The sequence below is a fragment of the Streptomyces sp. R35 genome (genome assembly GCF_041053035.1).
Classification (GTDB): domain Bacteria; phylum Actinomycetota; class Actinomycetes; order Streptomycetales; family Streptomycetaceae; genus Streptomyces; species Streptomyces lutosisoli.
Genome location: NZ_CP163440.1, coordinates 5,217,311 through 5,235,042 on the forward strand (window position 1 = coordinate 5,217,311; position 17,732 = coordinate 5,235,042).

At 69.5% G+C, this 17,732-nt stretch carries 14 protein-coding genes; 7 read left to right on the plus strand and 7 right to left on the minus strand.

The features are described from left to right. Positions 1-64: 64 nt before the first annotated feature. Positions 65-1,816, minus strand: coding sequence for a trypsin-like serine protease (locus AB5J50_RS23910; protein WP_369260415.1), 1,752 nt, complete (start codon positions 1,814-1,816; stop codon positions 65-67). A 359-nt stretch (positions 1,817-2,175) separates the two neighbouring features. On the opposite strand from AB5J50_RS23910, the gene AB5J50_RS23915 reads away from it, so the two are divergent. From AB5J50_RS23915 to AB5J50_RS23930, 4 genes are all read left to right on the plus strand, one after another. Next, on the plus strand, positions 2,176-3,396 hold the full coding sequence (locus AB5J50_RS23915) for a S1C family serine protease (protein WP_369260416.1): 1,221 nt from the start codon (positions 2,176-2,178) through the stop codon (positions 3,394-3,396). Positions 3,397-3,411: 15 nt separating this feature from the next. Next, positions 3,412-3,624, plus strand: a complete 213-nt coding sequence (locus tag AB5J50_RS23920; protein WP_369260417.1) for a hypothetical protein — start codon at positions 3,412-3,414, stop codon at positions 3,622-3,624. Positions 3,625-3,729: 105 nt separating this feature from the next. After that, on the plus strand, positions 3,730-4,461 hold the full coding sequence (locus tag AB5J50_RS23925) for a response regulator transcription factor (RefSeq protein WP_369260418.1): 732 nt from the start codon (positions 3,730-3,732) through the stop codon (positions 4,459-4,461). After that, positions 4,458-5,918: a sensor histidine kinase gene (locus AB5J50_RS23930; protein WP_369260419.1), complete on the plus strand. Its 1,461-nt coding sequence runs from the start codon at positions 4,458-4,460 to the stop codon at positions 5,916-5,918. The genes AB5J50_RS23925 and AB5J50_RS23930 overlap by 4 nt, the downstream gene beginning before the upstream one ends. On the opposite strand, the gene AB5J50_RS23935 is transcribed toward AB5J50_RS23930, so the two are convergent. Both AB5J50_RS23935 and AB5J50_RS23940 read right to left on the minus strand, forming a co-directional pair. Beyond that, entirely contained in the window at positions 5,893-6,252 is a 360-nt protein-coding gene (locus AB5J50_RS23935) for a hypothetical protein (protein ID WP_369260420.1), read from the minus strand. The two genes, AB5J50_RS23930 and AB5J50_RS23935, sit on opposite strands and share 26 nt — an antisense overlap. Continuing rightward, a complete protein-coding gene (locus AB5J50_RS23940) occupies positions 6,249-6,596 on the minus strand; it encodes a DUF6247 family protein (protein ID WP_369260421.1) in 348 nt (115 codons plus the stop codon). Before AB5J50_RS23940 ends, AB5J50_RS23935 begins: the two co-directional genes overlap by 4 nt. A gap of 470 nt (positions 6,597-7,066) precedes the next feature. Between AB5J50_RS23940 and AB5J50_RS23945 the strand changes: the two genes are divergently transcribed. From AB5J50_RS23945 to AB5J50_RS23955, 3 genes are all read left to right on the plus strand, one after another. Continuing rightward, on the plus strand, positions 7,067-9,145 hold the full coding sequence (locus tag AB5J50_RS23945) for a pectinesterase family protein (RefSeq protein ID WP_369260422.1): 2,079 nt from the start codon (positions 7,067-7,069) through the stop codon (positions 9,143-9,145). Between the two features lie 68 nt (positions 9,146-9,213). Continuing rightward, positions 9,214-9,999, plus strand: coding sequence for a PH domain-containing protein (locus tag AB5J50_RS23950; RefSeq protein WP_369260423.1), 786 nt, complete (start codon positions 9,214-9,216; stop codon positions 9,997-9,999). Between the two features lie 97 nt (positions 10,000-10,096). Then, entirely contained in the window at positions 10,097-10,807 is a 711-nt protein-coding gene (locus AB5J50_RS23955; RefSeq protein ID WP_327429826.1) for a response regulator transcription factor, read from the plus strand. On the opposite strand, the gene AB5J50_RS23960 is transcribed toward AB5J50_RS23955, so the two are convergent. From AB5J50_RS23960 to AB5J50_RS23975, 4 genes are all read right to left on the minus strand, one after another. Next, positions 10,783-12,543 carry an ABC transporter ATP-binding protein gene (locus tag AB5J50_RS23960; RefSeq protein WP_369260424.1) on the minus strand — a complete coding sequence of 587 codons (1,761 nt, stop codon included), beginning with the start codon at positions 12,541-12,543 and terminating at the stop codon, positions 10,783-10,785. The two genes, AB5J50_RS23955 and AB5J50_RS23960, sit on opposite strands and share 25 nt — an antisense overlap. Before the next feature lie 139 nt (positions 12,544-12,682). After that, on the minus strand, positions 12,683-12,820 hold the full coding sequence (locus tag AB5J50_RS23965) for a hypothetical protein (protein WP_327429828.1): 138 nt from the start codon (positions 12,818-12,820) through the stop codon (positions 12,683-12,685). 248 nt (positions 12,821-13,068) lie between these two features. Further along, positions 13,069-17,334: an NACHT domain-containing protein gene (locus AB5J50_RS23970; protein ID WP_369260425.1), complete on the minus strand. Its 4,266-nt coding sequence runs from the start codon at positions 17,332-17,334 to the stop codon at positions 13,069-13,071. 37 nt (positions 17,335-17,371) lie between these two features. Further along, positions 17,372-17,683 (minus strand): trypco2 family protein, encoded by a 312-nt coding sequence (locus tag AB5J50_RS23975; RefSeq protein WP_369260426.1) that lies wholly within the window; start codon positions 17,681-17,683, stop codon positions 17,372-17,374. Positions 17,684-17,732 lie beyond the last annotated feature (49 nt).

The following is a 17,732-nucleotide window of genomic DNA, read 5'->3' on the forward strand; positions in this document are numbered from 1 at the left end:
CCCGCGCCCCTAAAGGGCGCGCCAGCCCCGCTCGGTTGCAGGGCTGGCGCTCGTTTTTGTGGGCCTAGAACAGCAGGTTGTACTGGTTGAAGCCCGTTCCCAAGCTCTTTCGTGAGCCGAAGAGGCTGCTGGACGCCTTGTTGGTGCCCGGGTAGAGCCAGAGCGTGCCGCCGGAGTCGCGGGTGACGATGTCGGCGATGGCGTCGCCCGTGACGTCGCCGTTGGAGACGTACGACGTGAAGTTCCAGCCCGTGCGGGCCTGGATCCGCGCCGCGAACGGGGTCTTCTCGACCTGCGTGCCCCGGTAGAGGTAGAGCACGCCGGAGCTGTTGCGGACCAGCAGGTCGGCCTTGCCGTCGCCGGACAGGTCGCCGTGGCCGAAGATCTTCACGTTCTTCCAGGCCTTGTCGACGACCTTGACGCGGCCGTAGAACTGGCCGGTGCCCTTGCCCGGGTAGAGGTAGACCGAGCCGTCGGCGTCCACCGCGACGAGGTCGGGGCGGGCGTCACCGGTCATGTCGCCGGGGATGGCGTACGACTTGTAGCCGCCCCACACCGAGCTGATCTGCATCCACTCGTACTCGCCGGAGGAGTGGTTCAGGTAGCTGCGGTACAGCTTGCCGTCGCCCTTGTCGCGGACGATCAGGTCCTGGTAGAAGTCCCGGTCCAGGTCGGCCTGGAGACCCCAGCTGATGCCCTCCCAGCCGTTGCCCTGGAAGGCGCGGGCCGCGAGCGAGGTGCCCTTGCTGTCCTGCTCGAAGAGGTTGCCGGAGGGCGTGCGGGCCAGGATGTCGGCCTTGCCGTCGAAGGTCAGGTCGGTGTCGTCGATGCGCGGCTGGGCCGCCCAGGTGTACGAGGCGACCTTGGTGAAGACCGGGTAGGCGCCCTCGGCCGTGCAGCCCGAGACGCCCCACGAGACGATGCCGACGACCTTGCCGCCGACGATCACCGGGCCTCCCGAGTCACCGTTGCAGGGGCTCTTGGTGCCCTCGTCGGTGCCGGTGGCCGGGGTGCCCGCGCAGAACATCGAGCCCTCGACGAAGTCGTCCTCCCCGAGGACCGACTGCATCGCGGAGTTGCAGGTGGCGTCGGACTGCACTGTCAGGTCGACCTTGCGCAGCGTGGCCGACAGGTCGGCGCCCTCGGCACCGGAGGTCAGGCCCCAGCCGTAGACGGTGGCGGTCTTGCCCGCGGCGTACGACGCGGAGTCGCCGGCGGCCACCAGCCGCGTCCACTGCTGCTCCAGCGGGCGGTCCAGGGTGAGGACCGCGATGTCGTTCTGGACGGTCGTGGAGCTGTAGTGCGGGTGGTTCCACTGACGGTAGACGCCCGCGACCGTGCCGCTCGTGTCGTCCAGCAGACCGGCGGTACCGGCCACGACGGCGCCGTTCTTCACCCAGTCCAGGCCCGCGACACAGTGCGCCGCCGTCAGGACCTTGTTCGGGGCGACGAGGGTGCCGCCGCAGAAGTAGCCGACGCCCGCCGTGCTGTCGTAGTAGGAGAGCTGGACCATCCAGGGCGCGGAGGAGATCGGCGTCTCGCTGCCGCCGATGATGAACGGCGTCTTCTTGGGGGTCTCGGGGGTCGCCTGGGCCTTGGCGGCCTCCGTGACGCGGTTGCGCAGTTCCTTGTCGGAGGCGGCCGGGGCCGGGGTCGTGGACTGGGCGACGCTCGCGTCGGGCAGACCGGCCGGGTTGTCGGCCGCCGTTGCGGGCTGCGCCGCGAGGGCGCCGGCGCAGGTCAGCGCCAGCGCGAGGGCGGCCGCGGGCAACGCCGTGGCGGGGCGTCTCAGACGGCCGCGCAGGGCACGTATCACTCAGGGCTCCTGGGGTGGTGGGTGCGTGTGGTGTCGTATGGGCCCAAGGAGGGCGTACGACGCACAGGCCGCCCGGTCGACGACAGCGACGACAGCGATCGCTTGCATCGATTCAGGCGTATCCGCGGAGCCCCCCTCCGGCGCGGCGATCGTAGGCCTCACGCGTCCCACCGCACACGGGCTTCACAGCAGGCAGACAAGTATTCGTCGGGCGCCTTCCGTGACATCACCCCCGCGCAACCCCCTGTTTTCCGTGCAGGAGCGGGTCCGGAGCGTCTTTATATCGGGCATACGAGCTTCTGTCGGGCTTCTCAGCGGGGACTCAGGGAGCTCTCATGATCGGGGGACAGTCTTTTTCCATGACCGAGAGCTTCCGCCGCAGCGGCGAGTACCCCCAGGGCGACAACCAGCAGTCTGCGAATCCCCTGCCGGTGGCCCCCCAGCAGCAGCACGCTTCCTCCCCCGTGAACCCCGAGTGGCCTCCCCCGCCGGCGTACCAGCCGGTCGCACCGGTCGCCGTCGAGCCGGGTACCACCGTGTGGCCGGGCTCAGGTCAGGGTGGCAGCGGTGGCGAGGGCCATGGCGGTGGCTTCGCGGGTTACCCCGGCGCCCCCGGGCCGGCCGCGGCGAGCACCGCGGTCCTCATGGCCGAGCCGGTCCCCGCCACGGAGGCCCCGGCCGCCGCTCCGAAGAAGCGCGCGAAGGGGCCGCTCGCCCTGCTGGCCGCCGTCGCGATCGTCGCCGCCGCCATAGGAGGCGGCACCGCGTACGGCATCCAGGAGCTGACCAGCAAGGACACCACGTCGAGCAGCACCAGCACGACCGTGGTGCCCACCGCCAAGAAGGGCACGATCGCCGGGGTCGCCCAGGCGGTCAGCCCGAGCATCGTCGAGATCAACGCGACCTCGAACGCGGGCTCGTCCACCGGCTCGGGCGTGATCATCACGACCAGCGGCGAGATCATCACCAACAACCACGTCATCTCCGGCGCCTCGTCGATCAAGGTGCAGCTGAGCAACGGCAAGTCGTACACCGCGAAGGTCGTCGGCACCGACAGCAAGAAGGACCTCGCGCTGATCAAGCTGGAGGACGCGCCGTCCGGTCTGAAGACCGCGACGCTCGGCAACTCCGACGGTGTCCAGGTCGGCGACGACGTCGTGGCGATCGGCTCCCCCGAGGGCCTGACCGGCACGGTCACCAGCGGTATCGTCTCCGCGCTCGACCGTGACGTCACCGTCTCCACGGACGAGAGCCAGAGCCAGGACCAGCAGAGCCAGGGCGGCAACGGCCAGTGGCCGTTCGAGTTCGGCGGCCAGGAGTTCAACGGCGACACCGGCTCGTCCACGACGACGTACAAGGCCCTTCAGACCGACGCGTCCCTCAACCCGGGCAACTCCGGCGGCGCGCTGATCGACATGAACGGCAACATCATCGGCATCAACTCGGCGATGTACTCGGCCGCTTCGGACTCCTCGTCCAGCTCGTCCAGCGCGGGCAGCGTCGGCCTCGGCTTCGCCATCCCGATCAACACCGTCAAGTCCGACCTGGCCTCTCTGCGGGCCGGCGGCTCCGACAGCTGATTCCTGGAGGTTCCCATGATCACGCGCGTCTCCCACATCTTCGCCGACAGCGACCCGGCCGTTTTCACCCTGGCCCTGGAAGTGGCGTACGAGCTGCATGCCCCGGCGACTCGGGCTCCGGAAGTGGCGGTCCCGCCAGTCCCGCAGCTGATGGGCCTGCGGATCTCCTCCGCGCACCCGCACCGCCGCAAGGTCCAGCTGCGCCGGCTCAGCACGATGCAGAGCTGAGCTCCTCCCTCCCCGGCTGATGCCTTCTCTCCGTCCCCGCCCGCAAACGTGCGAGGCTGAAGACGTCAGACCCACCGTCCCAGCGCACCCGAGGAACTCCAGCCCATGAGCCCCGCCGATGGCGACCGTGACCCCCAGCGCATTCTGATCGTCGACGACGAGCCTGCCGTGCGCGAAGCACTCCAGCGCAGCCTCGCCTTCGAGGGATACGACACCGCGGTCGCGGTCGACGGCGCGGACGCCTTGGAGAAGGCAACGGCCTACCAGCCGGACCTGGTCGTCCTGGACATCCAGATGCCCCGCATGGACGGCCTCACCGCCGCCCGCCGGATGCGCGGCGCGGGCACCACGACGCCGATCCTCATGCTCACCGCCCGCGACACGGTCGGCGACCGCGTCACCGGCCTGGACGCCGGCGCCGACGACTACCTCGTCAAGCCGTTCGAGCTCGACGAACTCTTCGCCCGAGTCCGGGCGTTGCTGCGACGCAGCTCGTACACGGCGACCGCGGGCGCCGTCCCGGACGACGACGCGCTCACCTTCGGCGACCTCCGCATGGACCTCTCGACCCGCGAGGTCACGCGGGCCGGACGCGCGGTGGAGCTCACCCGCACGGAGTTCACCCTCCTGGAGATGTTCCTGGCCCACCCGCGCCAGGTCCTCACCCGCGAGCAGATCCTCAAGGCGGTCTGGGGCTTCGACTTCGAGCCGTCCTCGAATTCCCTGGACGTGTACGTCATGTACCTGCGCCGCAAGACCGAGGCGGGCGGCGAGCCGCGCCTCGTCCACACGGTCCGGGGTGTGGGGTACGTGCTGCGGTCGGGCGGCGCGGAGTGAACAAGGTCCTCCGCCAGTTCCGGTCGCTGCCGATCCGGTCCCGGCTCGCACTGCTGGTGGCTGCGGCGGTGGCGTTCGCGGTGGCTGCGGTTTCGGTGACTTGTTGGTTCATCGTGCAGGGGAAGCTGTACGACGAGGTCGACAGTCGGCTCGCGAGCGTCAACGGCAGGATGCTGCTGAACCCGGGACAGGTACCGGCGGTCCTCGCAAGCTGTACCCAGACGGCAAACGACTCGGACACCAACCGCCGGCCCTCGTTCCTCTACCTGCAGCTGGTGACGTCAGAGGGCAAGACATGTGTCCTCAACGACTCGGAGGGCGTGGTGAAGGTCACGGCCACGGACAAGGAGGTGGCCGCAAACCCCGACGCAAGCGTCCGCACTTTCCACAACAGCACCGACTCCAAAGGCAACGACGTCCGGGTGGCGGCCATTGCTGTCCCCGTGGGGCCCGGCCCCAACCCCCAGGCCTACCCTGACGTCGCGATCATGGCCGCCATCTCCCTCGAGGACACCCAGAACACCCTCAACGACCTGGCCCTCATCCTCCTCCTCGTCTCCGGAATCGGGGTGTTGGGCGCCGGAGCCGCAGGTCTCTGGGTCGCCCGCGCGGGCCTGCGCCCGGTCGACAAACTCACCGACGCCGTAGAACACGTAGCCCGTACCGAAGACCTCTCCATCCGTATCCCGGTCGAGGAGGACAGCGAGGACGAGATCGCCCGCCTCTCCCGCTCCTTCAACTCGATGACCGCCTCCCTCGCCAGCTCCCGCGAGCTCCAGCAGCAGCTCATCGCGGACGCCGGTCACGAACTCCGGACCCCCCTGACCTCCCTCCGCACCAACATCGAACTCCTCACCCGCAGCGAGGAAACCGGCCGCCCGATCCCCCCGGCGGACCGCAAGGCACTCCTCGCCTCGGTGACGGCACAGATGACGGAACTGGCCTCACTGATCGGCGACCTGCAGACACTGTCGCGTTCGGACGCGGGAACACCGGCGGACCGTGCCGAGGCCGTGGACCTTCAGGACACCGTCGAAGCGGCCCTGCGCAGGGCGCGGCTGCGTGGCCCCGAGCTGACGATCACGGCGGATCTCCAGCCCTGGTTCGTCCGGGCGGAGCCGCAGGCACTGGAGCGGGCGATCGTGAACATCCTCGACAACGCGGTGAAGTTCAGCCCCGAGGGCGGGGTCATCGACATCGTACTCAAGGGCGGCGAACTGACCGTCCGCGACCACGGCCCCGGCATCCCCAGCGAGGAACTCCCGCACGTCTTCGACCGCTTCTGGCGCTCCCCGTCGGCCCGCGCACTCCCGGGCTCCGGCCTCGGTCTGTCGATTGTGGCCCGTACGGTCCAGCAGGCGGGCGGCGAGATCTCGCTGCGCCCGGCGCAGGGCGGCGGAACGGTGGCTACGGTACGGCTGCCGGGGGCGGCTACTCCTCCGCCGGAGGCGGTGTAAGCGGGTCGGCCCCCTGCCAGAAGGCTTCGAACACCAGGATCTGCGGATCCTCGGAGCGCCGAACGAAGGTATAGGCGAGCCAGCCGTCGCCGTTGCCGAAGTACAGGATGCGCGGCCCCTTCGGATCGCTGGACCGCGCCGGCTGGACACGCATGGTTTCCGGTAGAGCGGCATCGGCATCGATCCCCCGGAAATACGGATCCTTCGCCGTGACCAGCTCGGCGCGTGCCTCATCAACCATCGTCCGCACATGCTCGGGCAGTGCATCACGGCTCGTGAGGGCATCGAGCCGCCAGTCCATCTGCCAAGGCGGCCCCATGAACTCGTCGGTCACTCGCCGGGCTCCAGCTTCCGCGTGCCGTAGCGAATCTTCGCCACCTCGTCGATCAGAGCCTTGGCCTCAGCGATGTCGGTTGCCTCTGCAGCACGGTGCTGGAGATCGATCACGTGGGCGTCGAGTTCCGGATTACGGGCGATCGCGTACTCGCACCACCAGCGGGCCATGAACGCGGGCACAGGGCCAAGGTTGTAGGCGTCGGCGATCGCCCACTTCCAGTGGTCGTCGAAGTCGGGTAGGAGCTTTGGGGCGTGCTCGGCAATGGCCTCGCGCAGCGCCCCCGGCGTCCGCTCGGGCATAGGAGGGACGACCGGATCGGGTTCCTCAGCGTGAGCAGCCATGGCCGATGCCCTCCTTCGACGCGTCGCGTCTACGACCATAACCGCCTCGCCTCTGCCCTATCTGTCGTTCACGCCCAGGCCGCCCATTCGACCGGAAGATCAACGATGGGGGAGGTTCGACCTCGAACGTCAGGCCTTCCGACCCGCATCACCCGAACGTGTGCACGCCCGCCTCGCCCTTGACCTCGTCCACGAATCCGGCCCAGAACACGGCCGAGAAGACCAGCGGGCGGCCCGTCGCCGCAGGACGACTCGCGCCAGGCCCCGGTCCGGGAGGGATTGGCAGATCTGTTCCCACGCCCGCCGCCGTATTCCCTGGTCAGCGCCGCACCGACTGGAACGGTTCTGCCAATCACCCCCACTGGAAGGCGGACCGGCACCAAGACTTCCCCCTCCCACGGCAACCTTTTCTCCACCGGCGCCGACCAGCAGGTGACTCAAGCCACCGCCCACCTGATCGGAAGCATCCCGTGAGTGAGACCCGCAGCAAGGCCCGCGCTCGTCACCGTCGGCGGAAAACCGCGTTGGTCGTCGGTGTCCCCCTGGCCCTGTCCGCCGCCGGAGCCATGGCCTACGGCGGGGTGTTCGGCGTGTTCGGTGCGGACGCGCAGCCGAAGGCGTCGGCCGCGACCGCCACCACCCCGGCCTGGGCCACGGCCACCGCCGACGGCTTCGCCTCCGTCAACGCCCTTGGCCAGAACGGGACTTACGGCGGCCGGGACGGCAAGACCGTCACCGTGAAGACGCTCGCCGACCTGGAGAAGTACGCGACCGCGACCGAGCCGTACGTCATCGTCGTCGCCGCGACCATCAACATGGACCCGGTCGGCAACGAGATCAAGGTCCAGTCGAACAAGACCATCATCGGCTCCGGCACCGCCGGGCACATCGTCGGCGGCGGCTTCTTCCTCGGCCAGGGCGTGCACAACGTGATCATCCGCAACCTGACGATCCGGGACGCCTACCAGGGCGTCTGGAACGACAAGGAGCACGACTACGACGGCATCCAGATGGATGGCGCGCACCACGTGTGGATCGACCACAACGACATCCGGCACATGGCCGACGGGCTCATCGACAGCCGCAAGGACACCACGTACCTGACGGTGTCGTACAACAAGCTGAGCAACGAGAACAAGGCGTTCGGCATCGGCTGGACCGACAACACCACCGCCGACATCACGATCCACCACAACTGGATCCGCGAGACCCAGCAGCGCAACCCCTCCACGGACAACGTCGCCCACGCGCACCTCTACAACAACTACCTGGAGGACGAGCCGGGCACGGACATCACGTCCGCGTACGGCAACTACGCGCGCGGCAACACCAACATGGTGCTGCAGAACAGCTACTTCTCGGGGATGAACAACCCCGTCGTCCGGGACAGCACCGCCACCCTCGCCCAGAGCGGCAACGTCTTCTCCGGTACCAGTGGCAAGAACGAGAGCGGGGGCACGGGCGCGTCCTGGGACCCGAAGAGCTACTACAGCTACACGCTCGACAAGGCGGCCGACGTTCCCGCGCTCCTCAAGTCGAGTTCTGGGCCGAGGAGTTCGCTCGGTACGACGACGGCCACGACAACCGCGGCCACGGGCACCACCCTCACCGTGGCCGCCGACGGCACCGGTCAGTACAAGACCGTGCAGGCCGCCGTGGACGTCGTACCCGCGAACAACGCCTCGCGCGTCACGATCTCCGTGAAGCCGGGCACGTACCGCGAGACCGTCAAGGTCCCGTCCAACAAGCCGCACGTCACCATCCAGGGCACGGGCAGCAGCCGTAAGGACACGGTGATCGTCTACAACAACGCGGCCGGGACGAAGAAGGCCGACGGCACGACGTACGGCACCACCGGCAGCGCCACCATGGCCGTGGAGGCCGACGACTTCCAGGCCCGCAACCTGACCGTCTCCAACGACTTCGACGAGAAGGCGCACCAGGACATCAGCGCGCAGGCCGTCGCCCTGCGCACCGCCGCCGACAAGGTCTTCCTCGACTCGGTGATCGTCACCGGCGACCAGGACACCCTGGAGCTGGACAGCGCGAACAGCAGCGCGCTGGGCCGGGTCTACATCCGCAACTCCTACGTCGTGGGCAACGTCGACTTCATCTTCGGCCGGGCCACCGCCGTCGTCGACCACTCGGTGATCACCCTGAAGAAGCGCTGGGACGGCAGCTCCGCCGGGTACGTCACCGCGCCCAGCACCGCGGCGAACCGCAAGGGCTTCCTGATCAACAACACCACCTTCAACGGTGATGTGACGGCCGCCAGCTTCTCCCTCGGCCGCAACTGGCACGCGGGCGGCGACGCGACCCTCAGGCCGCAGACCACCGTCCGCAACTCCAGCCTCAGCGCCGCCATCAGGTCGAACCCGTGGTCCGACATGGGCGGCTTCTCCTGGAAGGCCGACCGTTTCGCCGAGTACAAGAACACCGGCGCCGGCTCGGGCGCCGCGAGCAGCGACCGTCCGCAGCTGACGGACACCCAGGCCGCCGACCAGACCGTCGCCGCCTGGCTGGGCGACTGGACGCCGACCGCTTCCTGACCCTCACAGGAGCCCGCCTTACGATCTCCCGGTCGCGCGCGTTCGACGCGTGACCGGGGGAGAGGCACATGAGCGAGTACGGGGCCGGGTCCGGGGACGCGGCCGGGGGCGAATCCGGGGACGAGGCCTGGGACGAAGCCGGGCACGGGATCGAGCGCGAGTACCGGAGGCGATGGCTGCCCGGGCGGGTGCTCGCCCTGTGGGCCTTCCTGGCGCTGAACTGCCTCTTTCAGCTGACGCGGTCGACCACCGGCCCGGCGGCGGAGTGGGGGCGGCCGATCCTCGCGGTCACCGTGGTCCTGGCCTTCGGCAGGCTGGCGCTGTTCATGACGCGGGGCTGCACGCTGGTGACGGGCGACGGTATCCGTGTCCGCGGGGCCGTCGTCGAGCGGCGGCGGGCCTGGCACGACATCTACGACATCCGTGTCGAGCCCATACCGCGGAAGTCCTCGTTCGCGCCCCAGTGGATCACCTTCCTGTACGACACCGAGGGCCGCAGGTTCCTCCTCCCGCACGTCAACGACTGGCAACTTGCCGACCCCCACGCCGAGATGACCGACCTGCGCTACGCCGCCACCCGGCAGCGCGACATGACCTGGGAGCGGCGTCCGGCGGTGGAGGCGCTGATCCGGCGGCGGGCCGGGCACCGCACGGCCTGGCAGCGGGCCTTCAACGGCGGCCTGATCGTCTGGCTGTGCATGTTCGTGCTCTGGGTGGTGCTCCTGGTCACCCAGGACGAGCAGCCGGCGCTCCTCCTGCTCGCGTGGATCCCGCTGGCCTCCTTCGCCCTCCTCGCCGCCCTCCTGAACTGGCGCTGGGAGTCCCAGGTCCCCCGGTCACTGCGGGAGCCGTAGCCCCTGTCCCCCGACTTCCCCCGTCTCCCCGTCTTCCCCCAGCTCACGCTTATCCGCCTGCCAGGTCCAGCACAGCGCCCTGTTACACGTTGGACCGATGGCGCGGAAGATCCTGCTGGCCGACGACGACGCGGCCGTGCGAGAGGGGCTCGACCGGCTGCTCCGGTTCGAGGGGTACGAGACCGTCCTCGCCGGGGACGGCCGTGAGGCCCTCGCTCTCGTGGGCGGGGCGGACGGGCGGCCCGACCTGGTGCTGATGGATGTGACCATGCCCGGGCTCGACGGGCTGGCCGCCACCCGGCGGATCCGGGCCTCCGGGTCCACCGTGCCCATCCTCATGATCACCGGCCGGGACGCGGTCGGCGACCGTATCGTCGCGCTCGACAACGGCGCCGACGACTACCTGATGAAACCGTTCGCGAGCGAGGAACTCCTCGCCCGCGTACGGGCGTTGCTGCGCCGCAGCCCGCGCCCGGAGCAGGCACCGGACGCGGCCTTTCCCGGCGACCGGCTCGCCTTCCAGGACATCGCCATGGACCTGCGGGCCCGCACGGTCACCCGCGGCGACGACCCCCTCGACCTCACCCGGACCGAGTTCGCCCTGCTGGAGCATCTGCTGCGGCACCCGGCCAAGGTCCTCAGCCGGGCCCAGATCCTCAGGGAGGTCTGGGGCTTCGACTTCGAACCGGCGTCCAACACGCTGGACGTGTACGTGATGTATCTGCGCCGGAAGCTGGAGAGCCACGGCGGACCGCGGCTCATCCACACCGTGCGGGGGCTCGGCTACACGCTGCGCGCCGCCAGATAGTCGAACTCGGGCGCCGGCCTGGCGAGGCGCGCGTACGCCCCGCCGTACGCCATCAACTCGTCGTGCGTGCCCGCCTCCACCAGCCGGCCGCCGTCCACGACCAGGATCCGGTCGGCGTCGGGCGCCAGTGACAGATCGTGCGTGATCATGATGGTCGTACGGCCCGCCATCAGTCGGCGCAGCGGCTGCACCACCCGGCGCGCGGCGACCGAGTCGAGCCCGGTCGTGGGCTCGTCGAGGACGAGGACGGGGGCGCCGCGCAGCATGGCGCGGGCGATGGCGATCCGCTGGAGCTGGCCGCCGGAGAGGATGGCCGTGCCGGGCGCGATCTCGGTGTCGTACCCCTCGGGCAGTGCGCTGATGAACTCGTGCGCGACGGCGTCCCGCGCGGCCCGCTCGATCTCGGCCAGTGAGGCGCCCGGCCGTCCGCACTCGATGTTCTCGCGGATCGTGCCGTGCAGGATGAGGGTCTCCTGGGGCAGCAGCGCGACGTTCTCGCGCAGGAACTCCAGGGGTACGTCGCTCAGCGGGATGCCGTCGAGGCAGATCACGCCGGCCGTGGGGTCGTAGAAGCGGGTCAGGAGCTTGGAGAGGGTGGACTTTCCGGCGCCGCTGGGCCCGGTGACGATGACGAGTTCGCCGGGTCCGGCCGTGAAGGTCACCTCGCGCAGGGAGTCGTGCTCGGCGCCCGGGTAGCGGAACGAGGTGCCGTGGAGGCTGACCCAGCCGCGTACGGGCCATGCGGGGACCGGGGCGACGGGGTCGGCGACGGCGGGCTCGGCGTCCAGGATCTCCTGGATCCGCTCGGCGCCTGCGGTGGCGGCGGTGAGGGTGAGGCCGAGCTGGCCGAGGTTGCGGATCGGCGGGTACAGATAGCCGAGGAAGGCGGCGAAGGCGAGCAGCTGGCCCAGCGACATCCGGCCCGCGGAGATCTCCCAGGCGCCCAGGCCGATCACGGCGAGCACGCACACGGTCTCGACGACCTCGACGAACTGCTCGTACATCTCGCTCGCCCGCGCCCCGCGCACGGACGCGCGCATCCAGGCGCGCGCCTCCCGGTCGAGCCGCTTCTCCTCGGCGCGCCGGCGGTTGTACGCCTGCGTCAGCACCACATTGCCGAGCGACTCCTCGACGACCGAGGTGATCGCCCCGTCGGCGGCCCGCTCCTCCTGGGACGCCTTCTTGATCCGTCCGGAGAACCGGCGGGCGGCGACGAGGAAGAGAGGGGCGAGGACGAAGGTGACGAGCGCGAGATCCCAGCGCAGCCAGAGCGCGGCGGCGGCATAGAAGACGGCCGAGAAGGCGGCGGAGACGGTCCCCACCACCCCTGACACGACCATCTGCTCAATGGCCTCGACATCACCCGTGAGGCGTTCGACAAGATCACCCTGGCGGTGCTGCTGGAAGAAGTGGGGCGGCAGATCCTGGACGTGGCGGAAGACACCCGCGCGCAGCCGGAGGACGAATCTCTCGGCAGTCCACACGGCGAGCGAGTTACCGAGATAACCGACGACCGCACCGAGTACGGCGACCCCGAGCCAGGCTCCGGCGGGTCCCCAGAACGCGGAGATCGAGCCCTCCTTCAGCGCGTGATCGGTGAGCTCCGCGAAGAGCAGGATCGATGCCGTCTCGGCGAGTGCGGCCACGACCACACACCCGATGATCAGCACCAGCCACTTGCGATCGCCGCGTGTCAGCGGCCAGAAGCGCGCGAACGCCTCCCGGACTTCCCGCATTTCAGCTCAACTCCCCTTTCTCGTTTCCCGTTTCCCGGTCCAGAACACGGCCGAGGCGGGGCCACCGGAATCCAGTTCCGGGGCCCCGCCTCGTAGCGACAAGCGACAGCCGGTGGCTGCCGGTGGCTGCTAGCGGCTACTAGCGGCCCTGACGGCTCACCGGGCGCGGCTTCGGAGCGGCGGCCTTCTTGGCGGCGGGCTTCGGCGCGGGCTTGGCGGCGTGCTTGGCGGCCGGCTTGTGGTGCTTCTTGACCGGGGCGATCTTGTGGAAGCTCATGGGGTTCTCCTTCTTCCCAGTGGGTGTATTCCCTTTGCCGTTTGCGTTGTTCGCTTTCGACATGGAAAACACTACGGGACCCAGAACCCCGAAATCACCAATTCGCCTTAGACCTCAATGAATTGCGGCTGAAAGAAATTCTTAGAGCGACGGGGGAACCGACCCGCCGCTCACACAGAATTTATTACGGACCTCACATGGAACTTACTGAGGTGATTGCCAGGCTAATTCATTGTGGTCGTGTTCCGTCAAGGGGACCGTCTGATCAGGCGACGGAGCAAGGGCGGCCGACTCCGGTCTCTGTTCATGGTCTCGGCGCGGTCGGCCATGGACCGGTACTCCCCGCCGAGACTGCGGAGGAGATCAATCGCCTCATCGGAACTCCGGTCGAACAGGTCTCGCTCGCGGGTGGCGAGGGCAAACAGTATCCGGCCGATCCTCTTCCTCTCGGCAGGCCATCTGTCGAGACTGAGCAACGCGTCGGCGGCCAGCACCCGGTCCTTCGCATAGGCCCTGCGATCGGCGACGAGGGCACGGAGGACCTCCGGGTCGCTGGGCACGTGTGGACCTCCGAGCGCCATCAGGCCCCGTGCCGCTGCCTGCCTGGACCTGGTGCTGATGCCCGGCCGTACGAGTTCCGCACGCAGGGCCGCGGCGGCCGACTCCACGTGGGAGTCACCCAGCTCACGCAGCACCCTGGCGATGACTCGCTGGCGCTCCGCTTCAGTGCGATGGTCACTGAGGCCGACGCAAAGGTCGGCCGCGACCTTGCCCATCTCCCCTTCTCCCACCGCGCGCAATCTCTCTACCGCGTCACGGAAGTCGTAATGGGCGAGCTCCGGATCGGCGATCACCGTCCGCAGCAGCAAGGGATCATCGCGCAGCGTAGGCACTTCGAGAGCCAACAGCGCGCGTGCCGCGGTGGTACGGGACGCCCCCGCGGACCGCGCGTCCGCGAACTGAGCACGGAGCACCGCCACGGCCCTCTCCACGTGTTGGTCACCCAGATCGCGCAGCGCCCGCGCGCCATTGCTCAGCTCGTATCCCCGGATTCGCCCGTCGGTCAGTACGGAAAGCAAGGCTTTTGCCACCTCGTCCGCGTCCCCACCGGGAAGCCCGGCCATCCCCAACGCAGCCTGCCAACGCTGGTAGTCCGAGTCCCTGGGATTTCTCAGAGACGAGCGCCAGAGCGCAAGCTGCTCGGCCTCCCATCCCTTAAGCCCGTCCGCCAGGAGTCGCTTCGCTCTCCTTCGGTCACGCAGGCCCGTCTCGCGAGCGTCGATCATGTGCTGAACCCGTCGACGCGCCTCCTCCGTATGCGTTCCCCCCAGACGAGCCAGCGCTTGTGCGGCCTCCAACTGCCCGGCACTGCCCACACTGGGATCGCCCATGAGCAGGCGCCACGCCTCGACCACCTGCTCGCTGTAGGCATCACCGAGACCCGCCAGCTGCCCCACCGATTCCATCCGGTCGTAGACCGACTTGGACGGATCGGCGACGACCGTCCGCAACGCGTGCACCGCCTCGTCGACATGCGCTCCGCCGAGACCGACGAGCGCCTCCATCGCATCTCGGCGATCGAACCAACTGAAGCCTATGATCATTTCCCGAAGGGCCGAAACCGCCTCAGAGAGGTAGGGCTCGCCAAGTCGGGCCAGCAACGTGGCCGCTTTCTCCCGGCTCGAACTCATGGTCCGCGAATCACTGACAGTCCGGCTGAGCCTTCGTGCAACCTCCGCCGCATACGTATCGCCAAGGTCGATCAGCATCTCGACGGCCCGTTCCCGATCGAAGCCGGACACCATCCAGTCGTCGGCGAGCAACGTCAATATCTTGGCTCCCCGTTCGACATACTGCCCGCCGAGCCCGATCAGGACCGTTGCGCTCTGGAGCCCCTGATAACGGAAGGCCAGACCGCCGTCCGCGGCAGCCCCCAGCACCCCGGCCACCTCCGTCGTGTACTGAGGATGCGAGTCCAGCAGCTCCAAAGCCGTGCTTTGCAACATCGAGCGATTCACGTGCGGGTCCGCGGCCATCTCCACCAAAGCCCGTACGGCGTCTGCCGGATCGTGGGCGAGCAGCGCTGTGGCCGCCTCCGCCCGGTGGGGCCCGTCCGGCCGACGCACGGTGTCGTGCAGGTAGGCCTTCACCAGGGGATGCCGGACCCGGGAGAGTACGCCCCAGGGGAACCTCCCGGCAGCCGAGTACTCCCCGACAGCGTCGAGGAGCCGCCGATAGTGAACGTCGTCCGCCGGACAACGCGCAGCCAGCAGCTCCCCCGCCAGCAGCTGGCTGCCCCACACCCCCTCCTGCAACCAGTCCAGCAACGCCCGCCCGCCGTCCCGATGTCGGTGGCCGTAATGCACCAGCGCGGTCCGGTAGAGCCCTGCGAGGGGATGCTTCGTACGACCGGACGCGGCCAGAATCGCCGTACGCCATCCCTCGCACCCCGGATCGAACACCTCCGGCAGCCCGCCCGCCAGCCGCTCCGCGGCGAGGTGCTCGGCGAATGTCGCGTGCAGGAACTCCAGGTCATGTCCCCTGCGGACGAGCAGCCCGGTCCCCAGCAGCGCGTCGGTGACGGTGTTGGACCATCCGTCCAGTGGCGGCGCGGCCCCGAAGCGGCGCCCCTGTCCGTCGATCGCGGTCTCCTCCCACCAGCGGCGGGCCTTGTGCGGCAGGTCGCGGGCGCCCTCGGCGACCTGGGCGTACGCGAGGTGGGACAGCAGTGGTTCCAGGTGCTCCCGCAGGTACGCCACCGCGTACCGCCCCCGCGCGGTGAACTCCGCACGCAGTGCCAACTCCCGCCACAGGGAGTCGACTTGATCCCGCTTGGCGGTCGCGAGCTGCACGCGGTACTGCTCGTACAGCGCCCATCTGTTGTCCGGCAGGGGTTCGTCGGGGGCGTTCTCGAAGACGAGCGCGGTGACGGTGGCGAGCAGCGGGTTGCGGAGCAGGTCGCTCAGGCCGGTGTCGTCGATCTGCCGCAGAAAGTCCGCCGCGAGTTCGGCGCGGCCGGAGTCCTTGAACCACGTACGGGCGAACTCCTCCAGGCGGTGCCGGTCGAAGGGGTCGAGGGAGTAGGTGTGGAACCCGGCCCGGACCAGGTCGGTCGTGCCCTCGGGATCGGGGCGGGTGGTGAGCAGGATGCGCGGCGCAGCACTCGTGTCCTGTCCCACCCGGTCGGTCAGCCGGTGCACGACCTTGCCGCGCTGGTCGTGGTGGACCTCGTCCAGCGCGTCGACGAGTACCAGCCAGCGGGCGCCGTCCGGCAGTCGGGGCAGCGTGCCGTCCCCGGAGTCGAGTCCCGTGGCCGCCGCGACCGCGCTCTCCAGCGAGTGGCCGACGTCGGCGAGCGCGGCGGCGGTGACCCAGAGCGGCACCCACCGTCCACGGGCCGTCGCCGCACCCAGTGCGGCCTCGCCGAGGTCCAGGGCGCAACTGTGCAGCAGGGTGGACTTCCCGGCACCCGGTCCGCCCTCGATGAGCAGATGCCCGCCGCCGTCGTCGTGGTCGCCGCCGTGGGCGTCGTGCGCCAGGACCTCCTCCAGCCGCTGCGGCGGTCCGGTCGCCTTCATCGCGCCCTGGCCGCGGGGTGAACCATGGCCGTGGGCCGGTGGTCCGTGGCCGGTCCGGGCGTCGGGGCGTGTTTCCGTCTCCCCCTCGCCCTCCGGGTCCTCGGGTTCGGTGCGGCTCAGCACCTGGCGGATGTACACCGCGGTCAGCCGGCGCGAGCGGCGATCCTGCCGGAAGCGGTACGGGAGTTCGTCCGCCTCGGCTCGCTGGCGGGCCAGCACCCCGCGGACGGCGGGCGGCAGCCAGTGCGGAGTCGCGGTGGCCCGGCCGGCCCGCTCCGCCACCAGACGCACCGGAAGGGGCGACGCCTCGACACCGTGATCCGCGAGGACGGCGAGGAACTCCGGGTCCCGCAGATCGCACAGATCGGTGCCGGTGAGATTGCGGCGGTCCCCCGTCGGACGGTGGCTGGTGACGACCCCGGCGAGCAGCCCCTCGTACGTGGTGAGTACGCCCGCTCCCGAGTAGCCCTCCCACGCGGAACCGCCGGGCGGCTTCGGCGGCGGATCGCTGCTGGTGAGGGACAGTTGCAGCTGGTGGGCCGCACGGTCGGAACCCAGTTGGACGGTGCCATTCAGCTGATGGCTCCTCGGCCGGGCCTCCTCCAGGGTGAACCAGGGGTAGCCGACCGCGTGCACGTCGACCTGCCCCATGTCGTGGGGGAGTTCGGCGAACCGGACGGGCTCGATCGCTTCCCGCGCCGCTTCCAGGACCAGCAGGGCGAGGTCACGGTCCGCGCACGGCACCACACACCGGACCCCGATGCGGGCGGACGCCCCGCCGGAGCGCACCTCGTACGGTACGGACGCGTCCTCCACCGTGTGCGCGGCCGTGATCGCCAGATCGCCGGCCAGGAGAAACCCCGACGCCACGAAGTAGGGCCTGCCGTCGGAGTCCCGGCCGACGATCTGCACGACGCGATCGGACTGGCTCGCCATCGCCACCCCACCCCCGTACGACAGAAACCGCCGACACTCAGTCGTCCGTCAGGTGAACCTTGTCCTCCGTGCCGGATCCGGTGAGCACCCGGCCGCCGTCGGCTGTCTCGGCCTTCAGCTGGAGTGACACCGTGTGGGTGACGGCGGTACTCGCGGAAGCCTTGCCGTCGGCCGTCAGGACCCAGAACTTGACGCCGCCCCCGCCCTCCTTGGCGTGGGTGACCGCCACCTGCAGCTCCAGATCGACCGTCTCCACCAGCAGCCTGACCGGCTGTCCTGCCGACTGCAACGAAGCGTCGGCGAGTTCGTTCCGCAACGCCTTCAGGGCATCCGCGAGCCTGATCTCCATCGTCGTCTCCCCCGTCGACCGTCTGCTCCGAGGGCAGCGCTACCGACGT